The sequence below is a fragment of the Nocardia aurantia genome, assembly GCF_009604425.1.
In the GTDB taxonomy this organism is placed as follows: Bacteria; Actinomycetota; Actinomycetes; order Mycobacteriales; family Mycobacteriaceae; genus Nocardia; species Nocardia aurantia.
In genome coordinates this window covers 141,701-167,546 of the sequence record NZ_WEGI01000014.1, presented here as the reverse complement: position 1 = coordinate 167,546, position 25,846 = coordinate 141,701, and the positions used below count along the sequence as shown (strand labels likewise).

30 protein-coding genes and 1 pseudogene are annotated in these 25,846 nt (G+C 68.7%); 19 read left to right on the top strand and 12 right to left on the bottom strand.

Annotated elements, in window-relative coordinates; translation table 11 throughout:
- The first annotated feature begins 4 nt into the window (after positions 1-4).
- From NRB56_RS30530 to NRB56_RS30520, 3 genes are all read left to right on the top strand, one after another.
- Positions 5-1,333, top strand: coding sequence for an STM4012 family radical SAM protein (locus NRB56_RS30530; RefSeq protein ID WP_153347786.1), 1,329 nt, complete (start codon positions 5-7; stop codon positions 1,331-1,333).
- 3 nt (positions 1,334-1,336) lie between these two features.
- Positions 1,337-2,230, top strand: coding sequence for an STM4011 family radical SAM protein (locus tag NRB56_RS30525; RefSeq protein ID WP_319943766.1), 894 nt, complete (start codon positions 1,337-1,339; stop codon positions 2,228-2,230).
- A gap of 305 nt (positions 2,231-2,535) precedes the next feature.
- Positions 2,536-4,257, top strand: coding sequence for a hypothetical protein (locus tag NRB56_RS30520; RefSeq protein WP_227838458.1), 1,722 nt, complete (start codon positions 2,536-2,538; stop codon positions 4,255-4,257).
- Positions 4,258-4,318: 61 nt separating this feature from the next.
- On the opposite strand, the gene NRB56_RS30515 is transcribed toward NRB56_RS30520, so the two are convergent.
- The 5 genes from NRB56_RS30515 to NRB56_RS30490 form a co-directional block, all read right to left on the bottom strand.
- On the bottom strand, positions 4,319-4,894 hold the full coding sequence (locus NRB56_RS30515) for a dihydrofolate reductase family protein (protein ID WP_319943765.1): 576 nt from the start codon (positions 4,892-4,894) through the stop codon (positions 4,319-4,321).
- 280 nt (positions 4,895-5,174) lie between these two features.
- Positions 5,175-6,047 carry a DUF4185 domain-containing protein gene (locus NRB56_RS30505; protein WP_153347785.1) on the bottom strand — a complete coding sequence of 291 codons (873 nt, stop codon included), beginning with the start codon at positions 6,045-6,047 and terminating at the stop codon, positions 5,175-5,177.
- Positions 6,048-6,351: 304 nt separating this feature from the next.
- Entirely contained in the window at positions 6,352-6,774 is a 423-nt protein-coding gene (locus NRB56_RS39390) for a hypothetical protein (protein WP_227838457.1), read from the bottom strand.
- Positions 6,775-7,166: 392 nt separating this feature from the next.
- Entirely contained in the window at positions 7,167-7,640 is a 474-nt protein-coding gene (locus tag NRB56_RS30495; RefSeq protein WP_153347783.1) for a MerR family transcriptional regulator, read from the bottom strand.
- 19 nt (positions 7,641-7,659) lie between these two features.
- Positions 7,660-8,526 carry an SDR family NAD(P)-dependent oxidoreductase gene (locus tag NRB56_RS30490; RefSeq protein ID WP_153347782.1) on the bottom strand — a complete coding sequence of 289 codons (867 nt, stop codon included), beginning with the start codon at positions 8,524-8,526 and terminating at the stop codon, positions 7,660-7,662.
- 22 nt (positions 8,527-8,548) lie between these two features.
- Between NRB56_RS30490 and NRB56_RS30485 the strand changes: the two genes are divergently transcribed.
- Entirely contained in the window at positions 8,549-8,728 is a 180-nt protein-coding gene (locus tag NRB56_RS30485; RefSeq protein WP_153347781.1) for a Rossmann-fold NAD(P)-binding domain-containing protein, read from the top strand.
- Between the two features lie 63 nt (positions 8,729-8,791).
- Here NRB56_RS30485 and NRB56_RS30480 read toward each other — a convergent pair whose 3' ends face one another.
- The gene (locus tag NRB56_RS30480; RefSeq protein WP_153347780.1) at positions 8,792-10,183 is read right to left on the bottom strand and encodes a DUF1254 domain-containing protein; all 1,392 of its coding nucleotides are present in this window, start codon (positions 10,181-10,183) and stop codon (positions 8,792-8,794) included.
- A 179-nt stretch (positions 10,184-10,362) separates the two neighbouring features.
- Here NRB56_RS30480 and NRB56_RS30475 point away from each other — a divergent pair, with 179 nt between their 5' ends.
- Genes NRB56_RS30475 through NRB56_RS30460 form a run of 4 tightly spaced genes read left to right on the top strand, consistent with a single transcriptional unit; the run spans position 10,363 to position 12,608 of the window.
- Complete coding sequence (locus NRB56_RS30475) at positions 10,363-10,692, top strand: PadR family transcriptional regulator (RefSeq protein ID WP_153347779.1); 330 nt, start codon at positions 10,363-10,365, stop codon at positions 10,690-10,692.
- 2 nt (positions 10,693-10,694) lie between these two features.
- Positions 10,695-11,042, top strand: a complete 348-nt coding sequence (locus NRB56_RS30470; protein ID WP_153347778.1) for a DUF1048 domain-containing protein — start codon at positions 10,695-10,697, stop codon at positions 11,040-11,042.
- A gap of 10 nt (positions 11,043-11,052) precedes the next feature.
- The gene (locus NRB56_RS30465; protein ID WP_153347777.1) at positions 11,053-11,850 is read left to right on the top strand and encodes an ABC transporter ATP-binding protein; all 798 of its coding nucleotides are present in this window, start codon (positions 11,053-11,055) and stop codon (positions 11,848-11,850) included.
- Positions 11,847-12,608: an ABC transporter permease gene (locus NRB56_RS30460; protein ID WP_153347776.1), complete on the top strand. Its 762-nt coding sequence runs from the start codon at positions 11,847-11,849 to the stop codon at positions 12,606-12,608. Before NRB56_RS30465 ends, NRB56_RS30460 begins: the two co-directional genes overlap by 4 nt.
- A gap of 254 nt (positions 12,609-12,862) precedes the next feature.
- Here the strand turns inward: NRB56_RS30460 and NRB56_RS40565 are convergent, their stop codons facing one another.
- From NRB56_RS40565 to NRB56_RS30445, 3 genes are all read right to left on the bottom strand, one after another.
- Positions 12,863-13,180 (bottom strand): hypothetical protein, encoded by a 318-nt coding sequence (locus NRB56_RS40565; protein ID WP_406603548.1) that lies wholly within the window; start codon positions 13,178-13,180, stop codon positions 12,863-12,865.
- A gap of 189 nt (positions 13,181-13,369) precedes the next feature.
- On the bottom strand, positions 13,370-14,011 hold the full coding sequence (locus NRB56_RS30450; protein ID WP_153347775.1) for a hemerythrin domain-containing protein: 642 nt from the start codon (positions 14,009-14,011) through the stop codon (positions 13,370-13,372).
- A gap of 11 nt (positions 14,012-14,022) precedes the next feature.
- Positions 14,023-14,868: an NAD(P)H-binding protein gene (locus NRB56_RS30445; protein ID WP_153347774.1), complete on the bottom strand. Its 846-nt coding sequence runs from the start codon at positions 14,866-14,868 to the stop codon at positions 14,023-14,025.
- A gap of 309 nt (positions 14,869-15,177) precedes the next feature.
- On the opposite strand from NRB56_RS30445, the gene NRB56_RS30440 reads away from it, so the two are divergent.
- The 6 genes from NRB56_RS30440 to NRB56_RS30415 are packed head-to-tail and all read left to right on the top strand — an operon-like array spanning position 15,178 to position 20,475.
- Complete coding sequence (locus NRB56_RS30440; protein ID WP_153347773.1) at positions 15,178-15,888, top strand: FadR/GntR family transcriptional regulator; 711 nt, start codon at positions 15,178-15,180, stop codon at positions 15,886-15,888.
- A 52-nt stretch (positions 15,889-15,940) separates the two neighbouring features.
- Positions 15,941-16,993, top strand: a complete 1,053-nt coding sequence (locus NRB56_RS30435; RefSeq protein WP_153347772.1) for an ABC transporter substrate-binding protein — start codon at positions 15,941-15,943, stop codon at positions 16,991-16,993.
- Positions 16,994-16,999: 6 nt separating this feature from the next.
- Positions 17,000-17,764 carry an ABC transporter ATP-binding protein gene (locus tag NRB56_RS30430; RefSeq protein ID WP_319943764.1) on the top strand — a complete coding sequence of 255 codons (765 nt, stop codon included), beginning with the start codon at positions 17,000-17,002 and terminating at the stop codon, positions 17,762-17,764.
- A complete protein-coding gene (locus NRB56_RS30425; protein ID WP_153347771.1) occupies positions 17,761-18,615 on the top strand; it encodes an ABC transporter permease in 855 nt (284 codons plus the stop codon). Before NRB56_RS30430 ends, NRB56_RS30425 begins: the two co-directional genes overlap by 4 nt.
- A gap of 13 nt (positions 18,616-18,628) precedes the next feature.
- The gene (locus tag NRB56_RS30420; protein ID WP_153347770.1) at positions 18,629-19,426 is read left to right on the top strand and encodes a creatininase family protein; all 798 of its coding nucleotides are present in this window, start codon (positions 18,629-18,631) and stop codon (positions 19,424-19,426) included.
- The gene (locus NRB56_RS30415) at positions 19,423-20,475 is read left to right on the top strand and encodes an acetamidase/formamidase family protein (RefSeq protein ID WP_319943763.1); all 1,053 of its coding nucleotides are present in this window, start codon (positions 19,423-19,425) and stop codon (positions 20,473-20,475) included. Before NRB56_RS30420 ends, NRB56_RS30415 begins: the two co-directional genes overlap by 4 nt.
- 30 nt (positions 20,476-20,505) lie before the next feature.
- Here the strand turns inward: NRB56_RS30415 and NRB56_RS30410 are convergent, their stop codons facing one another.
- Positions 20,506-21,270 (bottom strand): SDR family NAD(P)-dependent oxidoreductase, encoded by a 765-nt coding sequence (locus NRB56_RS30410; RefSeq protein ID WP_153347769.1) that lies wholly within the window; start codon positions 21,268-21,270, stop codon positions 20,506-20,508.
- A gap of 94 nt (positions 21,271-21,364) precedes the next feature.
- Here NRB56_RS30410 and NRB56_RS30405 point away from each other — a divergent pair, with 94 nt between their 5' ends.
- On the top strand, positions 21,365-22,060 hold the full coding sequence (locus NRB56_RS30405; RefSeq protein ID WP_153347768.1) for a TetR family transcriptional regulator: 696 nt from the start codon (positions 21,365-21,367) through the stop codon (positions 22,058-22,060).
- Here NRB56_RS30405 and NRB56_RS30400 read toward each other — a convergent pair.
- Positions 22,026-22,466, bottom strand: a complete 441-nt coding sequence (locus tag NRB56_RS30400) for a MarR family winged helix-turn-helix transcriptional regulator (RefSeq protein WP_319943762.1) — start codon at positions 22,464-22,466, stop codon at positions 22,026-22,028. The two genes, NRB56_RS30405 and NRB56_RS30400, sit on opposite strands and share 35 nt — an antisense overlap.
- Positions 22,467-22,553: 87 nt before the next feature.
- Between NRB56_RS30400 and NRB56_RS38495 the strand changes: the two genes are divergently transcribed.
- From NRB56_RS38495 to NRB56_RS30385, 4 genes and pseudogenes are all read left to right on the top strand, one after another.
- A complete protein-coding gene (locus tag NRB56_RS38495) occupies positions 22,554-22,967 on the top strand; it encodes a nuclear transport factor 2 family protein (RefSeq protein WP_194291046.1) in 414 nt (137 codons plus the stop codon).
- 18 nt (positions 22,968-22,985) lie between these two features.
- Positions 22,986-23,591 (top strand): annotated as a pseudogene (locus NRB56_RS38490) (SDR family oxidoreductase); the annotation flags it as partial.
- A 28-nt stretch (positions 23,592-23,619) separates the two neighbouring features.
- The gene (locus tag NRB56_RS30390) at positions 23,620-24,411 is read left to right on the top strand and encodes a HugZ family pyridoxamine 5'-phosphate oxidase (protein ID WP_153347767.1); all 792 of its coding nucleotides are present in this window, start codon (positions 23,620-23,622) and stop codon (positions 24,409-24,411) included.
- 164 nt (positions 24,412-24,575) lie between these two features.
- Positions 24,576-25,046 carry a DUF6294 family protein gene (locus tag NRB56_RS30385; protein WP_153347766.1) on the top strand — a complete coding sequence of 157 codons (471 nt, stop codon included), beginning with the start codon at positions 24,576-24,578 and terminating at the stop codon, positions 25,044-25,046.
- A gap of 40 nt (positions 25,047-25,086) precedes the next feature.
- Here NRB56_RS30385 and NRB56_RS30380 read toward each other — a convergent pair whose 3' ends face one another.
- The gene (locus NRB56_RS30380; RefSeq protein ID WP_153347765.1) at positions 25,087-25,806 is read right to left on the bottom strand and encodes an SDR family oxidoreductase; all 720 of its coding nucleotides are present in this window, start codon (positions 25,804-25,806) and stop codon (positions 25,087-25,089) included.
- Between the last annotated feature and the right edge of the window lie 40 nt (positions 25,807-25,846).

Genomic DNA, 25,846 nt, shown 5'->3' with positions numbered 1-25,846 from the left:
TCACATGACGACGATTCTCCGCACCCGCCCCTACCAGGGCTACGTGTACGGCTATCCGCACAAGACGGCCTACCGGCCGCTCACCGACCGGCCGGTGCTGCGCGATCTGTGGGCGGGTGAACCGAAGAACGCGCTCTCGCTGTACGCGCACATACCCTTCTGCGAGTATCGGTGCGGATTCTGCAATCTTTTCACCCGGGTCGGCGCGCCGGACGGCCTGGTCGACCGCTATCTGGATGCCCTCGACCGGCAGGCCGTCGCGGCCCGCGCGGCTCTCGGCGACGAGGCCCCGGTGCGCTTCGCGACGGCGGCCTTCGGCGGCGGTACTCCGACCTTCCTCACCGCCGCCGAACTGGATCGGTTGTGCGACATCATCGAACGACGGATGGGCGCGGACCTGCGCTCGATCCCGCTGTCGGTGGAAACCTCACCGGCCACCGCCACCGCGGACCGTCTCGCCGTCCTGGCCGAGCGGGGCGCCACCCGGATCAGCATCGGTGTGCAGAGCTTCGTCGACGCCGAGGCCCGTGCGGCGGTTCGGCCGCAGCGGCGCGCGGAGGTCGAGGCGGCCCTCGACCGGATCCGGGCGGCGCGAATCCCGGTGCTCAACATCGATCTGATCTACGGCATCGCCGGGCAGACCGAGCAGACCTGGCGCACCTCACTGGACGCCGCCCTGACCTGGCGGCCGGAGGAGCTCTACCTGTACCCGCCGTACGTGCGGCCGCTGACCGGCCTGAGCCGCCGCGACACCGAATCCGACTGGGACGAGCAACGTCTGCGCCTGTACGCCGCCGGCCGCGACCACCTGCTCGCCGGCGGCTACCGGCAGGTGTCGATGCGTATGTTCCGGCGCGCCGACGCCCCGGACGCCGGCCCCGGTGACCACCGATGCCAGACCGACGGCATGGTCGGCCTCGGCTGCGGCGCACGCTCCTACACCGCCGGCACGCATTATTCGTTCGACTACGCGGTGGCGCCGCGCGGGGTCCGCGATATCATCGACAGTTACACGCGCACAACGGATTTCACCCGCGCCACGGTCGGCTACCGGATGACCGCCGACGACGCGCGCCGGCGCCACCTCCTGCAATCGCTGCTCCAAGCCGAAGGCATGGACATCGCCACCTATCGGACCCGGTTCGGTGCGTCGCCACACGACCACTTCCCCACGGAGCTGGCCGAATTCGCGGAAGCCGGTTGGCTCGATCCGGCCGCGGGCCCGGAACTCCTGCGCCTGACTCCCGCCGGGCTCGCCTTTTCCGACGCGCTCGGTCCCCGCCTGTTCTCATCCGCGGTCCGAGCGGCGATGGCCGCCTACGAATCGAGGTGAACCGTGGACCTGACGATCCTGTACCGCGGCCCGCTCTCCTCCTGCGACTACGACTGCCCCTACTGCCCCTTCGCCAAGCGTCGCGACAGCCGCGACCAACTGCGAGCCGACCGTGCGGCACTCGACCGCTTCGCCAGCTGGGCGACGGAACAACACGATGACCGCTTATCGCTGCTGTTCACCCCGTGGGGCGAGGGCCTGGTCCGATCCTGGTACCGGCACACCTTGGTGCGCCTGTCGCGGTTACCGCACATCCGGCGAGTGGCCATCCAGACCAACCTGAGCTGCCGCACCGACTGGCTGGCGGAGGCCGACCCGGACACACTCGCGCTGTGGTGCACCTATCACCCCGGGCAGACCTCCTACGAGCGCTTCGCCGGCAAGTGCGCGGACCTGACCCGCCGCGGCATCCGGTTCAGCGTCGGCGTGGTGGGTCTGCCCGAACACCTGGACGCCGCTCGGCGCCTGCGCGCCGACCTGCCCGGCCACGTCTACCTCTGGGTGAACGCGCCTGAGGGACAACAGCTTTCGGATACCGAAGCGGCGGCGTGGACCGAACTGGATCCCCTGTTCGACTACAGCCGGTATCCGCACAGCTCGGCGGGAATGCCGTGCCGCACAGGCGAATCGGTGATCTCGGTCGACGGCGCCGGCACCGTCCGCCGCTGCCACTTCGTCCGCACGGAACTGGGCAATCTCTATGACAATTCGTACCGCGCGAACCTCCGCCCCCGCGCCTGTCCAAAAGACCTGTGCGACTGCCACATCGGCTATGTCCACCTGGAGAGCCTGCCGCTGTACGACGTCTTCGCCGGCGGCGTACTCGAGCGCGTCCCGCAGCACCGGCCCACCCGGCCGCAGCTGGTGACCGTGCCACTTCCCGCCGGAGGCAGCTGACCCCGTCAGCGTGAATCCACAGCGGCACAGGGGTATTCCGCCACCCGCGAATTGCCACACACCGCGCGGAGGCGATCTGTGACCAGCAGAGTTCACCGGTGTCCATTCGCACCGGGCCGAACAACTCCGGCCGCCGCATGAGTCCGATCAGCGGCGGGACGTACCACCCGCTGCCGCCCCCTGATCTATGGGCTGTCGGCGCGGTCTAACATGTTACAAGATCGACCCGGACTTCGGTGGAATTCGTGAGGGGTGCAGCGGGTTTCGCGTCGCCGGCAATATCGTTCGAACCTGGGATCTGATGAATGGTTGAGGTAGTGACGGCGCGGCCGCAGGCCGACGCCGAGTTGTCGACAGGTGCGCGGGAGCAACAGGGACGGCCGTGGTGGGCAGCGGTGGCCGCGGTGGCGTGTGGCGTTCTGCTACTGGCATATCGCGCGGTGCAATACGGTGACTGGCTGGTCGACGACGCGGGAATCACCTTCGCGTACGCCCGCAGCGTCGCCGACGGCCTGGGGCCGGTGCTACAGCCCGGCGCGCAACCGGTGGAGGGTTTCTCCGATCCCACCTGGCTTCTGGTGCTGGTCCTGGGCGATTGGTGTGGCCTGTTCGATCGCGGCACCCTTTTCGGTATCCCGGACTTCGTCCTCTATCCGAAGGCGGTCGCGCTGCTCTGCTGCGCCGGCATTCTGGTCACCTGCTATGCCGCCGCGCGCCGGGTGTCGCGCCGGCCCGCACTGCTCACGTTCGTGATCGGCGTTGTGCTCGCGGCGATTCCGTCGTTTGTGATCTGGTGTTTCTCGGGCCTGGAGAATTCGCTGTTCGCGCTGGTGGCGTCCGTTCTGGCCGTGCGACTGTTCCTGGCTGTGCTGGACGGGCGGTTGTGGACGCCCGCGGTGGCGGTGACGGTCGGCGTGCTGGCCGCGTTCGCGGCGTTGACCCGCCCCGACGGCCTGATCTATCTGGCCGCGTATCCGCTGGTCTCGGCGATTCTGGTGCGGCGTGCGACGTGGTTCGCCGCGTTGCGTCATGTGCTGTACTCCGGTGTCGCGTTCGCGATTCCGTTCGGGGCGTACGTGCTGTGGCGGTACACGGAGTTCGGCCGGCTGGTCGCGAATACGGCGGTGGCCAAGCATCAAGCGATGCCGACCCTGCACGATCTGTCCAGGCTCGGGGAACTGGTGCACTACACGGGCGCACTCGCGGTGATCGTGGCCGTCGCGGTGGTCGGATTCGCCTTGGCCACCCCGAGCCGGTGGCGTGACGGCGCCGTCGCACTGCTGGTTCCGCTGGCGCTCGCGATCATCGCCTACTGTGTGCTGCAACCGGATTGGATGGCGCAGTTCCGGTTCGCCATCCCGGTCTGGCCGCTGTCCGCGCTCGTCGTGGTGATCTCGGCGGCGGAGGTGCTGGCGAGGCTGCGCATCCGGGGCCGGGCGCTGGTGGCGCTGGCCCTGGTCGCCGCCCTGATCCCGTCCGGTGTCGCGCTGGCCGACGCGGACCGGTCCTATCGCAGCGATTCGGATGTCCCGCTGTGCTGGATCGCCATCCGGTTCGGGCGCTACGTCAACGGCTACGCCGACATACTCGGTCTCCAGCAGGGCACCCTGCTGGCTCCCGACATGGGCGGAAGCTCGCTGACCTCGCGACTACGGCTGATCGATATGGCCGGGCTCACCGATTCGCGAATCGCGGACATCAACGCGGGCGAGACGAACATCAGCCTCGAGGACTACGTATTCGAGGACCGCAAACCAACTTTCGTGCACACCCACGGAGTCTGGCTGCACAACGGGCTCACCACCGATCCGCGCATGGACCGTGACTACTACTGGATCCAGCAATCCCAGAACCCGGCCAGCCCGGACGAGGATTGGGTCCGCAAGGACGTCGTGCGCGACGACGCGCAGCTCCGGGAACTACGCCGGTACTCCGGTGAGGTCCTCTCGCACCTGTTGCGCGACTACCAGAGTGCGGGTGGCGACTGCGGAACGGTGCTGCGACCGGGCCAGACGGTCCCGCGCTGACGCCCGCCACAGGCCGGGACGATGTCGAGCAACCGCGCGGGCGGTGTCGAATCCAGCTGTGCTAGAGGGAATTTCGATGCGTGGTCTCGTACCTGGTCAGGAGCAGGCCGTCCGGAAACGTCCGCGTCTCCACCAGGTTCAGGTTCACCCACGTGTCCAGGGCCGTGAAGAACGGCGTGCCGCCGCCCACCAGGACCGGATGCGTGACGATCGCGTACTCGTCGATCAGCCCGGCTCGCATGGCCGCCGCGGCCAGGGTGGCGCCGCCGATGTCCATGGGGCCGCCGTCCTCGGCCTTCAAGCGGGTGATCTCGGTGACCGCGTCGCCGGTGACCAGGCGGGTGTTCCAGTCGACCGTGGTGATCGTCGAGGAGAACACCACCTTCGGCATGTCCCGCCAGCGGCGGGCGTACTCGATCTGCGCCGGTGTCACGCCGGGCTGCTGGTCGGCGGTCGGCCAGTGGGAACTCATCGACTCCCACAATTTGCGCCCGTACAGCGCCAGGCCCGTCGCCGCCACCCGGTCGGACCACCATTGGAACAGTTCGTCGCTCGGCACACTCCAGCCGAGGTCGTCGCCGGGTGCGGCAATGTAGCCGTCCAGGCTCACGTTCATTCCGAAGGTCAGTTTCCGCACAGCGTCACGCTCCCGTGAGTCGGCATTCGATGTACCGGGCCGGCACGACGCAAGTATTGTCCTGGGCACCGACAAACCCGCCGGGATCACGCGACGAGTGCGGTTACGGCGAAATCCCGTCGAACTGCATGACCCAGTAGGGACTACCGGTGAAGGTGTTCCATTGCGAGACATACAGAGTGATGTCGGTGGGCGAGACGGAGAGGGGGTGGATGTATCCGCCGTAGAGCTGGGGGAACGATTTTACCCAGAACTGCCACCACGGCGCCTGCCCGCGGATTTACTGTTTCGGGGCGGTCCACACCCGGTCGATACCGTCGGCGGTGCGGGTGGCGATGCAATTGGCGCCGACGTCGAAGTACGCCATCACCCAGGTGCCCTGAATGTTCTTCACGCTCAGCTCACCGATCGGTCCCATGCCGTTGAACAGCGGCGACGGGCTCGGATTGCCCCACACCCAGGCGCTTCCGTTCCAGCCCCAGTATTGGTAGTCGGCTTTCGTGGTGATCCGCTGCCACGGCACCCGCATCAGGATCGGCCCGTTGCGGTTGTGGCTGCGGCCCCATTCCTTCGACACGATGTAGAGGTAGCCGTCGTCGTTGCCGATGCCGGCGAACGATTGCATCATCAGCGGCGACCAGCCGTTGTGGCCGTCGCTGCCGTCGTTCTTCCACACCGCCGCGTAGTCGGTCCACGTCCGGCCGTCGTCGTCGGACCACGCCAAGCCACAGAACAGCGCGCCGTTGCGGTCGTCGGTGGCGTTCCAGTCGCGAACGCTGGTGTAGGTCAACCAGGTTCGCCCGTTCGGGTCGACGAACGCGTCGTTCGGGATGCGGGTCACTTCGACGCCGTACCCGTTGTCGGCGTTGTGGGTGTACTTCAGCAGCTGCACCGCCCGCGCTCCGCCCGACGCGGCATCGAACGTCGTGGTGGCGTCGGGCCGCTGCGCCGAATACAGCAGAATCGGCGACCCGATCCACGTCCCGCTGCCCTGACTGTCACCGGTGAAGGTGTCACCGAACACGAAACCCGACTCACCGGCCGAGAAGCGGCTGCGGTCGTACGGGATACCCAGATCGGTTCCGCCGACCCCGAACTGCCGAGCGGTACCACCGCCGAACCCGGTGATCGCGGTACCCCAGTGCGCAGACATTCCGAACCTCCCCGATCCACCGAGAAGCCGTGTCGCACAGACGTTGTCGTGCGGCCGGTCCGATCACCGAACTGACATTCGCCGGCCGGAAGCCAATCGGCATGCCACCGATGTGCCCGGACATCTCCGACACATTCGTACGTATGCGACTCACGCTTCCGGCCACGGGTTTCGCCTACCTCGCTCGACGAAATCCGACTAACCACATGGTAGCTCCAGGTCGGCGCGCATGTCGCTGATTCGGAACAGACAGTGGCCCGTGCGGTGGCGACAGGAAGCCGATCGGTCCGGGCCGGTGGTCCCTTCACCGGACAGGTTGGGCGGCAACCACTGTCACGTCACAGAATCGGCGTTCGACATCCTGATCGCTCAGGCCCGAATCTCCGTGTGCCCCTTCGGTATCGGCTCGGCACACGCTGCTGCCGTCCGCCGCGTAGGTGCGGACGATTCCGGCGACGAGCCGAAGCCGCGCGTCGTCGAACTGCCAGAAATCGGTGTATCGGTCGGCAGGACCGCTTTTCGCCGTGGTGGCGATCAGACCGTCCGCCGTCCGATCCAGCCCGAACCCGACAACCGTTCCCGTATAAGCGAAGTCGGGGGCGGCGTCCGTCGCCCGATAGATCGCGTAGGTCGTGTTTCCGACGATCGCGAGGCTGAGCGGCACGACGAGTTGATCGCGGCCGTCACCTGCCAGGTCCAGCAGCGCGGGCTCGGCGGGTGATGTCATGCTCGTACCGTCGGCCGGTCGGACGTCGAGGTTTCGACGAACGTTGCCGTCGGACCCGGTCACCTCGATACGCAGGCTTTCGACACGCCCGTTCCCGTCGACGGCGTGGCGCACGACGAAGGTCAGCCCCGCACGATCGTGTGAGACCAGTATGCAGTCCGGCGGAACGTCCGGGCCGACGGGATGGACATCGCCGCATCGGGGCATGGCGGCCGGGACGCCTTGCGCGATCGTTTCCGGCACAAGCGCAGTGGCCGTTGCGGTTTCATCGGCCGGACCGCCGGCGGTCGACCGGCTCCCCTGCGACGCGTGCCCGCAGGCGGCGAGCACGACGAGCGACAAGACGACTGCGATATACCGGATCCACCCCACACCGGGCAGCTTACGCGGCGTCAGCCTTCCGGATGTCCGTCGTAGACACGGATTTTGTACTCGGTCGTCTCCAGCGCCAGGCCGAGTTCGCGGATCTGCCGCAGGATTCGGTCTCGCTGGTCGAGCATGATGCGGCGGCGTTCCGGGATGGTGCTCGGGCCCTGCTCGACGAGCAGGATGTAGCGCTTCAGGTCGGTCATGGTCATGCCGGACAGGCGCATTCGGGTGAGGAAGACGAGGCGGCGCAGGTCGAAGGCGGAGTATTCGCGGTACCCGGAGGCGTTGCGGGCGGGCCGCACGAGTCCCTCCTGCTCGTAGTACCGGAGGGTGTACGCCGACAGCCCGACCAGCCGGGCGGCCTCGGCGACACTCTTGGGTGCCGCCGAGGCCTCGATCGTGGCGTCGTCGAGCAGCTCGTGCAGCGCATCGATCGCCGACGCGGACGGCCCGTCGCCGGCCGCGAGGATACGTTCGATGAGTGCTTCGGTGGCCATGGCCGACAGCGTACGGCGATCAGAACGCGCGCACCGCGGGCGGCAATCCCGGGAAGTCCGCCGACTCGCTCACCGCCGCCCATTTCTCGACGTCGTCGAGCGCACCACGGTAGACGCGGGTGAGATTGCGAACCGCCTCGGCACCGAGCGGGAGCCGCAGCGGCGCGCCGGGGGTGTCGAGCATGTCCCGGATCACGCGGGCGGCGCGGGCCGGGTCGCCCTCCTGGACGCCGTCGGCCTCGGCCATGTTCGCGCGCACGGCCCTGGTGGCCTCGTCGTAGACCGAGCTCCGCTGCGCTGTGGTGAGGACGTCGGCGGCGTTGAACGCGGTGCGGAAGCGGCTGGGCTCGACGATGAGGACGCGGATGCCGAACGGTGCGACCTCGCCCGCGAGCGCCTCCGACCAGCCCTCGAGTGCGAACTTGCCGGCCGAGTAGCTGCCGACGGCGGGGAACGACATCCGCCCGCCCTGGCTGCTCATCTGCACGATCGCTCCCGAGCGTCGCTCCCGCAGGTGGGGCAGCACGGCACGCACAAAGGCCGCCGGGCCGAACAGGTGCTGCTCGAGCATGGCGCGCAGGGCGGCGTCGGTGATCTCCTCGGCGGTACCGACCTGTCCGGCGCCGGCGTTGTTGACGAGCACGTCGACGCGTCCGAACACCTCCAGCGCCCGCTGCACGACCGCGGCCGCTCCCGCCGTGTCGCGCACATCGTGCTCGACGACGAGGAACCGATCCCCGTACCGCGCCGCGAGCGCGTCGAACCGGCCGGCCCGTCGTGCGGTCCCGATCACATGCTCCCCGGCCGCGAGTGCCGCCTCGGCGAGCGCCAGGCCGAGGCCCGAACTCGCGCCCGTGATGATCCATGTCTTCGTCTCGTTGGTCATGACCCCGACGCTAAAGATTCGAGTGCACTCGAAGGCAAGCCGTGGGCACGGCATCGACGGGCCGAAATCCGCGCCCGAACAGGTCGCGGCGGCGGTCGTCGCCGCTCTCGAACACGACGAGCCCGAGGTCCTGGTCGACGACATGACCCGCTACGTCAAGTCGATCCTCCTCGGGCCGGTGGAGAAACTCGTCCTGTCCTGAACCCGTCCGCGACAATCGTTGCGCCGGTGGGGCGCCCGACAGTGCTGGGCCAGGCCGGACTATTCAGCTGCGGGTGATGTCGCCGAGTTTCCAGCTGCGGTCGAAGTAGCTTTCGAGGGGGCCGTACAGACGGAAGTACGAGAACCAGTGCTTGCCCGGGATCGTCTGGATCCAGTTCGTTTCACCGGCCGGCGGCGGTGTGGGGCCGAAGTACACATCGACCGAACCATCTTCGCGGGCAACGAGTTCCGTATCTCGGGAACCGCGATCTCCGCGCTGCTGCTCGTTGTCGATCAGGCAGCGGGTCGACGCGTCGTATACGGTGACGGACCAGAACAGTGTGGCCGGCGGGTCCGCGGGAATGTGCAGCACGTAGGCAGCGCCGCCGTCGAGCCAGTTCCCGTCGGCGTCGGTGTATGTGCTCAGGTATGCCTGGCCCACACCGGGAATGGTGCTCTTCATGGCTTCGGAGAAGCTGACCGCCTCGTAGAACCAGGATGCGCGTTCGAGAAGCTGGTCCTCGTACTGTCCGCGCTGGTCGGAGTGTTCGATTTGGACGGCCAGGTCCCAGGTGCGATCGGACCGGTACTTCGCGCCCGGGAAGCGCTTGGCGAACGTATTGGCTTGGGCCATCAATTCCCCGGACGCGCTCGCGGCGGTCAATATGGTGGTGAGTCGCTCGTCGGGCCGGAACGGGGTGCCCTTCTCGATCCCCAGCTGTCGCAGCATCGCGAGGTAGAAGCGGTCGCGCTCGTCGACGATCTCGTGCTGATAGATGTCGTGCAGCCGGATCCAGTAGTCGAGGCCGCGGGGTTGGTCCCCGGACCAGGTTCGCCCGGCGGGTGAGATCAGCCGGGTCGGCGGTGCCTGACCGGCCATCGGCCGTACTCGCACCTGCTCGACCAGGGCACGGGCGCGCTCGGGGTCCGGGTCGAGGGTACGGAAGCCGAACATGATGTTCATGCCGGTGGCGTGGTGAACGAAGTAGGCGTCCGCGTCTGCGGGTGGGGGATGCCCGGGCGGCAGGATCAGGTGCTGTCCGCCGCGTCCCTGATCGGGGCCCATTTCCCCGAGGATCCCGAATTCACGTTGCCAGAAGTCGGAGAATCCGCCGGCGGTGTGGCCGGGCGGGACCTCGATCACCAGGGGCCCGGTGTTGCCGAGGTCGATGAAGTTCAGGATATAGGGCGTGGTCGCGTTGGCGGTGATCAAACCGAGCCGGTCCCGGTATGTTACGTAGTGAACGAGGTCGAAGTCGTTGGCCCCGAACACTTTTCGATGCTGATTCTGCCATTGCGCATACGACACCAAGGGCAACGCCCACAAATACGCCTGGCAGGCGAGTTGGTAGTCCAGCTGGTCGAAGATCGTGGGCAGGTCCGCGCGGGAGGGTAATTCCCCGTCCATGCGCACCTGCGCGAGATCGGGCAGTGTCCAGGTCCTGGCGGGCGACATGAACCGAACCTAGCGGCCATCAGCCGACACCCGAGGTATCGCCACAGGTCTTCGGAAACAACTGATCCAACTGCGACCTCCGGCCTGGAGTAGCGGCGGGGAAGTCCTCTTGCGCCTCCACTATTCAGTGTTACTATCTAGTGGTAGTCAGCAGCACTGAGTACCGCGAGGAGGTGGTTATGGGCAAGCAGATGACGGAGATGCTCAAGGGGACGCTGGAGGGCATCGTCCTGGCGATTCTGTTCGCGCGACCGGCGTACGGGTACGAGATCACGGCGTGGCTGCGGGATCAGGGGTTCACCGATATCGCCGAGGGCACCGTGTACGCCCTGCTGGTCCGGGTCGAGAAGCGCGGGCTGGTCGATGTGGAGAAGATTCCGTCCGAGAAGGGGCCGCCGCGAAAGGTTTTCACCCTGAACGCGCAGGGGCGGGAATACCTCGAGGAGTTCTGGCAGACCTGGAATTTCCTCTCCGAACGGCTGGCGCAACTGCACGAAGGAGACAACTAGTCATGTTCATCGAGAAAGTGATCGGCGACCTCGGCGAGAAGCGCCGGTGGTGGTCGTACAAGACGCGGGTGAAGCAGCTCGCCGAGCCGTACCGCACGGTGGCCGCGGCGTTCGAGCGGTATCTGATGTACAGCGGGGCGGGCGGCGGCAGTATGTCCTTGTTCGAGGATCTGACCGAGCTTTTCGAGCAGAGCGCCGCCGATCGCACGCCGATCCGCGATGTCGTCGGGGACGACCCCGTGGAGTTCATCGAGGCGTTCGCCCGGAACTACGAAGAGGAATCGTGGCGCAATCGGGAGCGGACGCGGCTGCTCAATGCCATCGAGCAGGCCGCCGGAGAAGGAAAGTAAGGACAGTTCGATGACCGGACAACATGGCCCCGCGATCGTCGTGCGGGGTTTGGAGAAGTCCTACAAGGATCTGCATGTGCTGCGGGGAGTGGATTTCGAGGTGGCGGCGGGGAGCATTTTCGCGCTGCTCGGGTCCAACGGGGCCGGTAAGACCACCGTGGTGAAGATCCTGTCCACGTTGCTGAAGGCGGATGCGGGCACGGCGGGGGTGCACGGGTTCGATGTCGCGACCGAGGCGGGGAAGGTGCGCGAATCCATCAGTCTCACCGGGCAGTTCGCGGCTGTCGACGAAATCCTCAGCGGCCGGGAGAATCTCGTGCTGGTGGCGCGGTTGCGGCATCTGCGCAATCCCGGCCGCATCGCCGACGATCTGCTGGCGCGATTCTCGCTGACCGAGGCGGGCGGGCGGAAGGTGTCGACCTATTCCGGTGGTATGCGGCGGCGGCTCGATATCGCGATGAGCCTCATCGGGAATCCGCCGGTCGTCTTTCTCGACGAGCCGACCACGGGCCTGGATCCGCAGGCCCGGATCGAGGTGTGGCAGGCCGTGCAGGAACTCGCCCGGCACGGCACCACGGTGCTGCTCACCACGCAATACCTGGACGAGGCCGAGCAACTCGCGGATCGGATCGCGATTCTGCACGAGGGCCGGATCATCGTGAACGGCACGCTCGCCGAGTTGAAGGCGCTGCATCCACCGGCGAAGGTCGAATACGTCGAGAAACAGCCCACGCTCGAGGACATCTTCTTCGCCGTCGTGGGTGCCGGCCCGAACGACGCCGGCGCGAACGAACAGGAAGTCCGATGAACACGTTTTTCTTCGCCGATACCGCTGTGCTGCTGGGGCGTTCGCTGCGTCATGTGACGCGCAGCGTGGACACCATCATCACGACCACGATCCTGCCGATCGCCTTCCTGCTGCTGTTCGTGTACGTCTTCGGCGGCGCGATCAATACGGGCACGAAATCGTACGTGAGCTATCTGCTGCCGGGCATTCTCCTCATGACGGTGGCGACGGGCATCTCCTACACGGCTTTTCGTCTCTTCCTGGATATGAAGAACGGGATCTTCGAGCGCTTCCAGTCGATGCCGATCGCGCGGTCGTCGGTGTTGTGGGCACATGTTCTGACGTCGCTGGTCGCGAATGTGGTCTCGCTGGTGGTCGTGGTGCTCGTGGCGCTGGCCATGGGGTTCCGCTCCGGTGCGAATGTCTGGGCGTGGCTGGCGATCGCCGGGATTCTGCTGCTGTTCACGCTGGCATTGACCTGGCTGGCCGTGATCCCCGGGCTGACAGCGAGTTCGGCGGACGGCGCGAGCGCCTTCTCCTATCCGCTGATCTTCCTGCCCTTCGTCAGTTCGGCGTTCGTGCCGACAGCGACCATGCCCGGCCCGGTGCGCGCCTTCGCCGAGCATCAGCCGGTGACCTCGATCGTGAACGCGATCCGCGATCTGTTCACCCAGCAGCCGGTGGGTTCGGGGATCTGGATCGCGCTGGCCTGGTGCGCGGGCATTCTCGTCGGCGCGTACGTGCTCGCGACGATCACCTACCGCCGCAAGATCTCCTGACGCCCGGCCACTCACCACAATCACTGCCGCCCAACGCGTACCACGTTCGGAGCGGGCGCACGACCACTACTCGTGCGATGTGACGACAGCTGTGCTCGACGGAAACAACCCCAGGACAACAACTCTCGAAAGGAGACTACCACGCACCGGACCGAGCCGCCCGCCGACGGGTAGCGGGTCCGGTCGAGAAATGTTGCGAGTCAGATGATTTCATCGCCGGTGTCGATCCGCTTCCGAGGCGGGTCGGCATCGGCCTACGCGTGTCCGGTGAGCAGGTCGACCAGCGCGGTGGGCCTGGATCCCTTTCCCGGTTCGAGCGCCAGGAGAGCGCCGTCACCGACCGTCTTCGCGATGGCGGGATGGCGGGTGTCGGCGTCGTAGAGGTAGGTCTCGAGGAACGACAGGCCGATGTATTCCGGTGTGGCAGTGGACAACAGCGTGCGGATCCGGGACCACGCGCCGTCCGCGCCGACCAGCAGACCGGTCCGGGAGCCCTGGCTGGCCACCCGGATCGCGGTGCAACTGTCGCGCGACCCGCAGGGAGCGGTGACGACGCGGATCTTCGAGAGCATCGGCCGCGGGGTCCGCGCCCTGGGCGCCGCGGAGGACGACTGGTTCACCGTGGCCTCGGTGCTGGTGCACTACATCCTCGGCGCGGGCCGCCGACGTCGACGTGGGCCCGCCGCTCGGCCTCGGAGCCGAGCGACGCTTACCGGCTGCAGTCGCTGCCGGTCGAGTAATTCCGCGCTGACCGGTCGGCGTTATTCCCAGAACCGTTTGCGCCGGTAGCGGGGCTGGAACAGCAGGGTGTTCACGACGGCGACCGGGCCGGGCATGGCGGCGAGGAAGTCGCGGCGCTGCTCGGCGGTGACGCCGTCGAGGATCCACGGAATGTAGACGGCCGCGCCGGAGGGGCCCTGCCGCTTGGCCATCGCCGAGCGGAAGGCCGCCCAGTCGGCGTCCGGGAGCACCTGCTGCATCAGCGGCAGCGCCGCGTCCTCCTCGTGCCGCATATGAGCGTCCAGGACGTCGGTCAACTCCCGGACATGTTCGGCGAGAGCCGATTTGCGCTGCGAGAGGTCGTTGTCGATCGCCGTGAGCAGCGGATCCAGTTGCGCGTGTTCGGCTGTCATCTCGGCGATGAGGGCGAGGTCGTGCGGGCGGTCGGGGACCGCGCGCAGCAGCGCGGGCCACAGTACTTCGTCCTCGACCGAATGATGCACGTCCAGTTGCCGGGTGAAGTTCGCCCAGCCGTCCCGGACACCGGGGGTGTCGGCCCGGCCGCCGGTGACGGCGCGGTGCAGGCGCGTCAGATCGCGGCGAAAGGCGTTGTGGGTGGCGTACATCGGGGTGAAGTCGAGGGGTTCGGTGCGGCCGGAGTGCCGGGCCGGTTCGACGGACATGGTGGCTCCCTTCAGTTTCGGAATGCGGCGGCGTTCTCGATGGCCCACTGCGCGAAGGTCAGTGCGGGCCGGTCGAGCAGTTCCGCGACGGTGGCGGTGGTCGGGCCGGGGGTGCGTGCGTAGTCCGCGAGTGAGCCGAGCAGCCGGGCGGGGATCTCCTCGGGCAGGCCCTGCGCCAGCATCGCGGCCCGGACCCGATCGGCGGGGACCTCGTCGAACGACAGGTCGACGTCCAGGGTGGCGGCGAGGGTGCGCACCTTGTCGAGCTGGGTCAGCGACTGCGGGCCGGTGAGCACGTGCGCGCGGCCGGCGTGGCCGGGTCCGGTGAGCGCCGCCACGGCGACGGCGGCGATGTCACGGTGGTGGATCGGTGAGCTGGCCGCGGTGGGGTACGCGCCGCGCACCACGCCGCCTCCGCGAATCTGCGGCGCCCACGCCAGCGCGTTGGCGTCGAAGTCGGTGCAGCGCAACGCCGTCCAGGCCAGTCCGGATTCCTGTGCGGCGCGTTCCGCGGCCCGGAACTCCTCGGCGAAACGCGGCTCGCCGGCTGGATACTGCACGGTCGCGGCGGAGATCACGACGACCCGCCGCACGCCCGCCGCGGCCGCGGTCGCGAGCAGCTCGGGAGCCGCGCTGCCGACGGCGCGCGGGCTGATCAGCACCGCTTCCGCACCGTCGAACACCGGGCCCAGCGACTGCGGCCGGGACGGGTCACCGCGTGCCACCCGGGCTTCGGCGGGCAGTGCGGCGCGCTCCGGGGTACGGCTGATCGCGGTCACCTCCTGCCCGGCTTCCAGCAGGAGTTGCGTGGTCGCGCGTCCGACGGGACCGGTCGCGCCGGTGATCACGATCGTCATGAGCCCTCCATGTAGTACGAGTCAGATATTATCTAGAGAATAGATCATATGAGTTGCATATAGAAGAGTGAGGCGCGCCACCGCGGACCCGGTGAAGCGAGGGCGGAGTCTGATCTCCCCGAGGGCGCTCCGGCTACGACTGTGCTGTCCCCGGCGCATCTCCGGCAAGCCCTGCCGGACGCTCGTGTTACGCCACGGTTGCCAACGAAAAAGGCTTGTTGCGGAGCTGTTGCCGGTGAGCGAAACGGACATCGGGGGTCATACGATCGGTATGTCGATGGTCGGACCAGTCGGACCAATGGAGAAGTGATGCACCCGGATTCACCCGTACCACCACCGCCGCGGCGGACCACCTCGGTCGGCGCGGAGATCGTCGCGCACCTCGAGCGGATGATCTCCGGTGGCGGGCTCGCCCCCGGCGCGCGCCTGCCCTCGGAGCGGGAATTGGCGGTGTCGCTGGGTGTTTCGCGCACCTCGGTGCGGGAGGCCATGCACGAGCTGGAGGTCAAGAACCTGGTGGTGCGGCGGCCGGGTCGGGGCACGGTGGTGGCCGAGCCCGGCGCGCGGGCCGGCGATCTGTACGACCGGGTCTCGGCGGCGGAGCGGACGCTGCGGGACGTGGCCGAGTTGCGGGAGACGATCGAGCCGAGGTTCGCCGAGCTGGCCGCGTCCCGGATCACCGATGCCACCCTGCTGGCCCTGGAGACGGTGCTGGCGAAGACCGGAACCCCACTGCCGCAGACCGATTCGATCGCGCTGGACATCGAGTTCCACATGCTGATCGCGCAGGCCTCGCAGAACCCGCTGTTGATCGCCGTGGGTACGCTGGCGAACGAGTGGACGGCCTCGACCCGCGCGTTGTCGCATGCCGATCCGCGGGCCCGGCAGCTGTCCCACGAGGGCCATCAACGTATCTATCTCGCTGTCCGGGAACGTGATCCGGACGCGGCGCGGGCGGCGATGCTGCGGCATCTGGCCGAGGTCGCCGACCTCACCCGCGAACATCACCCCTGCTTCTGAGCGACGACGCTCGGCGCACAATTCACCATCCCTTTCAGAGAAGGCTCGGCCCATGCATTCTTCAGGTTCCCGTCGGCGGCTGGTACGGGCCGCGATCGCGGTCGTCACCGCGGCCGTGGCATTGTCGGCGACGGCATGCAGTGACAATTCCTCGAATTCGGCCGCGGATTCCGGGAAATTGACGGTGGTGTTGCCCTGGTACGCGGATCCGGAGGGCGGCGGATATTTCGCCGCGCAGTCCGAGGGGCTGTACAAGAACGCCGGATTGGATGTCACGCTGCAGCCGGGCGGGCCGCAGGTGTCGGCGACCCAGCTGGTGGCCTCGGGGCGGGCGCAGATCGGGCACACCGACGCCGCGGGCATCGTGCAGGCGCAGCAGCAGGGCATTCCGATCATCGCGGTGGCGGCGCTGTACCAGGACAATCCGGTGGGCATCCTGTCCCACAGCGACCAGAACATCACCTCCTTCGATCAGATGAAGGGGCGGACGCTGGTGAGCCAGGCGGGCGCGCTGTATCCGGTGTGGCTGGACAAGCAGCTCGGCGTCCCGATGCAGACGATGCAGTATCAGGGTTCGATCGCGAATTTCCTGAAGGATCCGAAACTGTTGCAGCAGGGCTGGCCCACCAACGAGGTGCGGCAGGCCGAGGAGTCCGGGGTGCCGGTGAATTTCACGCCGTATTCGAAGTCGGGCTTCAATCCCTACAACGACGTGTTGTTCACCTCGAAGAGTTATTTCGACGGGCACAAGGACGAACTGCGGAAGTTCTTGCAGGCCAGTCTCACCGGGTGGCACGACTATCTCGGTGACGTGGCGGTGGCGGCCGACGCGAACAAGGCGATCCTCGCCGCGAACGGTGAGCAGACCGCCGCGTCGGTCTGGTACGCGTGGGACAAGCAGCGGCCGTACGTGACCGCCGGCGAGGGCGCGAAGCAGCTCGGCGCGATGACCGAGCAGCGGTGGAGCACGCTGATCGATCAGTTGCAGAAGCTGGGTCAGCTCACCGGTAAGGCGCCCGCCCCGGCGGATCTGTACGACGCGAGCCTGTTGCCGACCGTCGCGGCGCCGGCGGCGCTGCCCACCGCGCCGACCGGATCGTACTGAGCCGCCGTGACACTCACATCGGAGCAGCCGCGCACCGCGAGCCTGGTGCGGTTCGCGGGCGCGGACAAGGTGTACGGCAACGGTTTCCGGGCGCTGGCGCCGATCGATCTGGATGTGCCGCGCGGCGAGATCACCGTCCTGGTGGGGCCGTCCGGCTGCGGGAAGACCACGCTGCTGCGGATGGCGGCGGGACTGACCGAGCCGACCTCGGGTGCGATGACCCGCGACACCGAGCGGTTGTCGTACGTGTTCCAGGACCCGACCCTGCTCGCCTGGCGCACGGTGCGGGCGAATGTGGAGCTGGTCGCGAAGCTGCAACACGTCCCACGCGCCGAACGGCGGGCGCGGGCGGAGGCGGCGATCGCGATGGTCGGGCTCGGCGATTTCCGGGACGCGTATCCGCGCGAACTGTCCGGCGGCATGAAAATGCGTGCGTCGCTGGCGCGTTCGGTGACCAGCGAACCGGAACTGCTGCTCATGGACGAGCCGTTCGCCGCGCTGGACGAGTTCACCCGGGAGAAGATGGGCGCGGAACTGCTGCGATTGTGGCGGGACAAGCGGTTCAGTGTCCTGTTCATCACGCATTCCATCTACGAGGCCTGCACGCTGGGGCATCGGATCGCCATCATGGACACCGGGCCGGGGCATATCGTCGAGGTGATCGACTCCCCCAGCCCGCCGTCGGCCGATCCCGCCGTGGTGCGCGACGAAACCGCGTTGCGGGCGTTGCAGCAGCAGATCTCGATCACGCTGGGGAGTTTCCGCGAATGACGGTCATCGACAACATCTTCCACGCGGTCGCCGGCACCGCGCCGCGACGCCGGGCCGGTGTCCCGCTCACCGCCCGGGCCGGGCGACTGCTGCCGCCGCTGGGCGCGTTCGTGCTCGGTATCGCGCTGTGGCAGTTGATCATCGGGGTGTTCGACATCCCGCCCTACATGCTGCCGTCGCCGCGGACTCTGCTGGACACCCTGTGGGACGAGCGCCGCTCGATCTGGCAGCCCACCTGGGTGACGGTGCGGGAGTCCTATCTGGCGTTCCTGCTGGCGACCGTCGCCGGTGTGGCGGTGGCGCTGGTGATGTCGCGCTGGCGGCTGACCGAGCGTGGGTTCTATCCGTATCTCATTGTGCTGCAAACCATTCCGATCGTCGCGATCGCGCCGTTGTTCGTGGTGTGGATCGGCGCGGGGCAGACCACGAACATGCTGGTGGGTGCGATGATCGCGCTGTTCCCGGTGGCGGCGAACACCCTGCACGGGTTGAAGTCGATCGACCGGAATCTGGTGCAGCTGTACGCGATGGCGGGTGCGCCGCCGCGGGTGACACTGTTCTCGCTGCGGCTGCCCGGCGCCTCGCCGTCGATCCTGACCGGGATGCGGATCGCGGCGGGGTCGTCGGTGATCGGCGCCATCGTCGGCGAGTTCGTGGCCGGCGTCGGAGGCGGGCAGGGCGGGCTGGGGTACATCATCACGCAGAGCGCGGTGCAGTTGCGCACGCCGCAGCTGTTCGTGGCGGTGGTGATGGCCAGTGTGGTGTCGCTGGTGTTGTTCGCGGCGGTGGTCGTGCTGGAGCGGCTGTTGTTGTCGCGGTGGCACGAATCGGCGCTGGCGGACGAGGAATAGAGAGGAGTACCGCATGTCGCGAATTTTCCGGCTCGCGCATCTGACCACGACGGATGTGGCGGCGATCGACAAATCGGATGCCGTTGTCGTGCAACCGATCGGCGCGGTGGAGCAGCACGGGCCACATCTGCCGTTGATCACCGACGCGCTGCACGCGGAGACGATCGCTTGTGCCGCTGTCGAATCGCTGCCCGACGACGCGAACGTCTGGGTGCTGCCGACGCTGCACTACGGGAAGTCCACCGAGCATCTGGGCCGGGCGGGCACGATCGCGATGTCGGCGGCGACGCTGATGGCGGTGTGCACCGATCTCGGTGATTCGCTGGCGGCCAGCGGTTTTCGCAAGCTGGTGTTCGTCAACGGGCACGGCGGGCAGCCGGGTCTGCTGGAGGTGGTGGCGCGCGACATCCGCCACCGCACGGGCCTGGAGGTGTTCCCGGTGATGCCGATGCGGTTCCCGCCGCCGCCGGAGGTGGATCCGGCGGTGGACGGGTTCGACATCCACGGCGGTTTCGGTGAGACCTCGGTGATGCTGGCGATCGCGCCGGAGCTGGTGCATCCCGACCGCGGCTTTCCCGACGGTCAGGAGGCCGCGGCCGAGTTCGCCCGCTACCGGCATCTGACGCTCGAGGGGGTGCTGCCGACCGCCTGGCTCACCGACGACATCTCCGCGTCCGGCACCGTCGGCGATCCAACCGCGGCCAGTGCCGAGATCGGCCGGCTGCTGGTGGATTCGGCGGCCGCGCACCTGGCGGAGGCGCTGCTCGAGGTGCGCGCGTTCGCGTTTCCCGCGCTCGGCGGCGCGCGGTGAGCCGGGGTACCGTGCTCGGCGCGCATCATCTGGCCTCGACGCCGGACACCGTGCTGTGGGGTGAGTTGCCGTGCGCGGCGGACCCCGCGGTGGTGCGGATCTCGGCGGGCGAGACGATCACCGTCGACACCGTGAGTCACGAGGGCATCCTGCCCGATCAGGGGCGTGACCCCCGGGAGTTCTTCGCGCGCTTCGGAGTTCCCGCCGATCGGGTGCCCGCCGACGCGGTGGCGATCGCGGCCGCGTTACCACGCTCGGCGGCGTCCGGGCCGCACGTGGTGACCGGGCCGATCGCGGTGCGCGGCGCGGCGGCCGGGGATCTGCTGGCGGTCACCGTGGTCGATCTGGCCCGCCGGGCCGATTACGGGATCGTGTCGTCGCGGCACGGGCGGGGTGCGTTGCCGGACAGCCATCCCGCCGGGCCGGTGCACAGCGTGTTCTGCCGGGCCGACGGCGACGAGGGGATCCTGCCGTTGCGGCAGGACGAGGCGGCGTATCGCGACGCGGGCCGGGCGATCCGGTTCCCGTTGCGGCCGTTTTTGGGGATCATGGGTGTCGCGGCGGCCGGTGCGGCGCGGCCGAATTCGATTCCGCCCGGCCTGTACGGCGGGAATCTGGACATCACCTGCCTGACCGTCGGTTCGACCCTGTATCTGCCGGTGCAGGTCGACGAGGCGGGGCTGTACGTCGGTGATCCGCACTACGCGCAGGGCGACGGGGAGGTCGCACTGACGGCCTTCGAGGCGCCGCTGCGCGCGACGCTGCGGGTGGAGGTGGTGCCCGGCGCGGCGCGGATCGCCGGGGGCCGGCCGTACGCGGAGACGCGGGAGCTGCTGATCGGGATCGGCCTGGATCCCGATCTGGACGAGGCCTGCCGGGAGAGTGTGCGCGCCGCGCTCGACCTGCTCGCGCACCGCTACGCCATCCCGGCCGAGCTGGGCTACGCCTACCTCAGCGCGGCGGCGGACGTGCGGATCTCCCAGGTGGTGGACCGGGTGAAGGGCTGTCACACGGTGATCCGGAAGGCCGATTTCCGGGAGTGGGACTGAGCCGGCCCCCCGATCCGCGCCGGACGATCGCTACCAGGTCTGGTCGGCGGCGCGGACCAGGATCTCGTTGACCGCGACCCGCCGCGGCCGGGCGACCATGTAGGTGACCGCGTCGGCGATGTCGGCGGGTTCGAGCCGCTCGATCGCGGCGACCTGGGCCTGCACACTCTCGCGGAGTTCGGCGCGGGTGTGCGAGGCCAGGTCGGTGGCGACCGTGCCGGGTTCGACGAGGCCGACGCGCACCCGCTGCGGTTGCAGTTCCTGCCGCAGCGACTCGCTGAACGCGTTGATGCCGAATTTGGTGAGGTTGTAGACGGCGTTGCCGGCGCGGGCGACGCGGCCCGCGGTGGAGCTGATGGTGACGATGTCGGCGACGTGGCGTGGTTCGGCGGCGGCCGATTTCACCAGGTGCGGGATGGCGGCCTGCGTGATGTACAGTGCCCCTTTGAGATTCACGTCGATCATGCGCTCCCATTCGCCCTCGGGGGCCTCGGCGACCGGGCCGGCCAGCATGGCTCCGGCGTTGTTGACGACGATGTCGAGCCGGCCGAAGGCGGCGAGGGCGTGTTCCACCGCGCGGGTGGCCTGGGCGCGTTCGGTGATGTCGGCGGCGAAGGACTCGGCGACCCCGCCGCTGTCGCGGATCCCGGTCGCGACCTCGTCCAGCGGGCCGCTGCGGCGGCCGACGAGGACGACCGCCGCGCCGGCGGCGGCGAGATCGCGCGCGACCGCCGCGCCGATACCGGTCCCGGCGCCGGTGATCAGCGCCGCGGTTTCTGCCAGGGGTGCCTGCATGACGGTTCTCCGTTCGAGGGGTGCCGAGCTTGCCGTCATATTAACGGACCACTGTTCTGTTATCAACGGACCGTTGTTCTGTTAAAGTGGCGGGGTGTCCGAAGCGGTGCCCTTTCAGCGCGCTCGCCGTCCGGAACAGGTCGAGGCCCGGCGCGCGGCGATCTTCGCGGCCGCGCGGGAGACATTGTCCGGCCGCTCGGTGCGCGCGGTCACGCTGCGCGATCTCGCCGAGGGCGCGGGTGTGGCGAAATCCCATGTGCTGCGCTATTTCGACAGCCGGGAGGCGGTGTTCCTGGAGCTGCTGATCGAGGACTGGGCGGCGTGGCTGGATGCGGTGGCGGCCCGGATCGAGGCGGACGCCGGCCCGCGCCGGCTGGCGGCGCTGCTGGTCGAGACGCTGGCGGCCCGGCCGGTGCTCTGCGATCTGTTCGCCGCCATGTCCGCGGAGCTGGAGGCCAATGTCGCGCTTCCCACCGCACGGGCCTTCAAGCGGCGCGCCTACGGTTACAACACCCGCCTCGCCGAATTGGCCGGTGCCGCCGCACCTTTGACCCAGGCCGCCGGTATCGCGTTCGCGCGGGCGCTGGTCGCGACGGTGGCCGGGCTGTGGCCGTTCGCCAATCCCAACGAGATCGTGGCGACGGCCAGTGCCGAACTGGGAAATCGGCTGGGCCCGAACCGATTCGAGGCGGAATTGCGCGGAATCGTGACGGCGTTGCTGATCGGTTTCGGCGCGCACGGGGCCGGTGATCCGATCAGCGATCCCGGTGATGCGCCAGCAACCGGGTGAGCAGGCCGATCAGCGCCCGGCGATCCTCGGCGGCCAGCGGGGCGAGCATGTCGTCCTGCACCCGGTCCAGCTCTCGCTCGATGTGCTGTAGGCGCCGCTCGCCGGACTCGGTCAGGGAGACGATGTTGCGCCGGCGGTCGGCCGGGTCCGGATTGCGTTCGACGTAACCCGCTTCGGCCAGTTCGTTGATCGCGGCCACGACGTCGCTGCGGTCCATGGTGCAGTGCCGGCCGAGATCGGCCTGGCTGGCGGGCCCGAATTCGTTCAGCGCGGCCAGGATTCGGTAGTGGTACCCGCGCGCGCCGAGTACGCCGAAGGCCTCCGACGACAGCCGATGGGCATGCAGCGCCAGTTGCGTGAGCAGCCAGGTCGGCTTCACGGTCAGGCGGGCGGGGATCTTCTCCACCTGTTCACCATACCTAGTTGGCAGCACCAACGAATTGATATATCGTTGGCGTTGCCAACATTGGTAACGCCAACGAAAGAGGACGCCATGTCCATCGACACCGTGACCGCCGATCGTCTCGACATCGCCGACCTGTTCGCCCGGCTGGATCGCCTGCTCGACGAGGGCCGGTGGCAGGACATCGGCACCGTCTACGCCGAGGATGTGACGGTCCACTCCCCGCGCATCCAGGTCCACGGGCTGGACAAGGTCACCGAATTCCTGCGTGCCGCCGACATTCCCGAGGGCGAGCGCACCCAGCACACGACCACCACCGCGCTGGTGGAGGTGGACGGCGATCGGGCCACCGCGTCGGCGCATTCGTACGTGCACTACTACCGCGACGGCGAGCCGCCGCATCAGGTGACCGGGCTGCGCCTGGCGGTCACCACCGTGCGGACCCCGGCGGGCTGGCGCATCAGCGAGTCCCGGATCTCCCTCGCCTGGACGCGCGAGGGCTGATCAGCCGCGCCTGCCGGGGAGGTGGTCGCGGCGATCGCGGCGGCCGGCGGGCAGGCGGTGGCCGCCGGCGGCGACGTCGCCGACGCGGACGAGATGACCGCGCTGTTCGATGCCGCCGAGCGCGCGTTCGGCGGCGTCGACGTCGTGGTCAACACCGCCGGGATCATGCTGCTGGCCCCGCTGGCCGAGATGGCTCTCGACGATGTCGACCGGACGCTGCGGGTGAACGTGCGTGGCACGTTCGTGGTGTCGCAGCCGGCCGCGCGCCGGTTGCGTCCCGGCGGCGCGCTGATCAACTTCTCCCCCTCGGTCACCCGGTTGCAACAGCCGACCTATGCCGCCTACGCCGCGTCGAAGGGCGCGGTGGAGGCGATGACGCTGATCCTCGCGCGCGAGCTGCGCGGCCGGGATGTCACGGTGAACGCGGTGGCGCCAGGCCCGACCGCGACACCGTTGTTCCTCGACGGCAAGAGCCAGAAGGTGATCGACCGGATCGCCGGTGCGGCGCCGCTGGGGCGGCTCGGCACGCCGGAGGACATCGCCGAGACGGTGGCCTTCCTGGCGGGGCCGGGTGGCCGCTGGACCAACGGTCAGATCCTGTGCGCCAACGGCGGAATCGCCTGAGCGGCCCGGCTGTCCTAGCCTGGACGGCATGGCATCCGACCACGGCAGGCCGTCCCGCTCCCCCGCCACCCCGCTGACCGCCGTCGCGAACGACGCCCGGCCCTCCCCGGCGGAGGAGGCGAGAACCGTTGCCGCCTCGACGAATACGGCGACCCTGGCCACCCTGACCGGCGAGGGTGACCCGTGGGCCTCGTTCGTGACCTTCGGCCTGCTCGACGGGCAGCCGGTGCTGTGCCTGTCGCGGATGGCCGAGCACGGCCGCAATCTGGAGGCCGATCCGCGCGCGAGCCTGGCGATCGTCGCCCCCGACCGGCCGGCCGACCCGCTGGCCGCCGCCCGGGTGACCCTCGCCGGGATCGTGCAGCGGCCGCAGGGCGGGGAGGTCGCCGCCGCGCGGCAGGCCCATCTCGAGGCGGTGCCGGCCGCCGAGATCTACATCGACTTCACCGATTTCACGCTCTGGGTGCTGCGGGTGCAGCGGGTGCGCTGGGTCGGTGGTTACGGGCGGATGGATTCCGCGACCGCCGAGGACTACGCCGGCGCCGGAGCGGATCCGATCACTCCGACGGCGGGGCGGGCCGTCGCGCACCTCAACGACGATCACGCCGACGCGCTGCTCGACATGGCGCGGGCGCTGGGCGGCTATCCGGACGCGACGGCGGCCGTGTGCGACCGGGCCGATCGTTACGGCCTGGATCTGCGGGTCGAGACGCCGCGCGGGCCGGCCGCCACGCGAGTCGGGTACGCCACGCCGCTCACCTCGGCGGACGAACTTCGTTCCGCCACTGTCGAATTGACGCGGCTGGCGCGCGGTCGCTGAGTACTTCCGCGATCGTCCGGCCCGTGCCGCGCGATGTTTCGGCGCGGGCCCGCCCCGCCGAGTCCGGCTCCGCCCGAAAGTTCGAGTAGTGCGGTACGCGGGTGCGCGCCGCGGATGCGTCCGATACTGGATGCCGTTCCACCCGAACGATTCAGGAGGCCGTCATGGCCGTGTCCCTTCTCCGAATCCTGTCCCGATCGGCCGCCGCGGCGGCTCTCCTCGCGTCCGCCGTCGCCGGCGCGGGCGCTGTCGCGCACGCTGATGTTCCCGACAAGGTCTTCACCTGGAATCACGACATCCATTCCGGTGACTGCACGATGTTCGCCGGTGCGACCTGGCACGTGCGCTACGACGGCGTCGCCTGGTTCGACGGGGTGGTCACCAGCGGCGACGACAACGATGCCTGGTTGATGCACGCTCAATTGATCGGCGCGAACGGCAAATACCTCGGCAATCTCATCGCCCAGCAACCGGGGGTCGACGACATCGGCAGATTCGTCAAGAACCTTCCGGACAGCTCGAGGCGGGAACCCTGGCACGCCGACGCCACCTACTTCCTCGGCGACCGAGGGGCGAGCGGAGTCTCCGTCGTGTTCGAGCAGTTGGAGGGCATCAACCTGCAATCGCACTGCTGACGCCGGCGTTTCCGCGTAACACGAGGCGGCGCAGCATCGTTCAGGCCATCGACACCAGGCGGGCGCCGCCGTCGGCCTCGACGACCGTGCCGGTGACGGTGCGGTTGGTCGCGATCGTGACGGTGATGTCGGCGATGTCCTCGGCGGTGGCGATGTGCCGGGCCGGCAGGCGTCGCGCGGCCTGCGCGAAGTAGTCGCGGCGGGCCTCGTCGGGAAGCGCGCTCCACCACGGGGTGTCGACGAGGCCGGGCGAGACGGCGTTGACGCGGATCGGGGCCAGTTCGGCCGCGAGCGGTTTCACCAGGGCCTCCACCGCGCCGTTGACGGCGGCGATGCCCGCGGTGCCGGGCATGCCGGCGCGGGCGGTGACAGCGCCGATCAGGGTGATCGAGCCGGTGGGGGCCAGATGGGGCAGGACCGCCTGGACGGTGGCGAGGTGGGCCCAGAACTTCGCGTCGAAGGCGCGCCGCAGCATCGCGTGGTCCAGGTCGGCGATCGGTCCGACGCCCTCGCTGCCGGCGAGGGTGACCACCAGCCAGTCGACGGTGCCGATCGCCGCGGCGACGGCGGCCATCGCGGAAAGGTCGGCGCCGTCGGCGCGGTGCCCGATCAGGTCGGGGTCGGTGCCGGAAAGCGCCGCCAGGCGGTCCTCGCCGCGGGCGGCGATGTGCACGGTGGCGCCGCGGTCGCGCAACAGCCGGGCCGTGGCGAGGCCGATCCCGGAGGTGCCGCCGACGACCAGGGCTACAGGGGCGTTCATCAGAATTGTCCTTCCGAGCTAATTCGAACCGGTGCGTCTC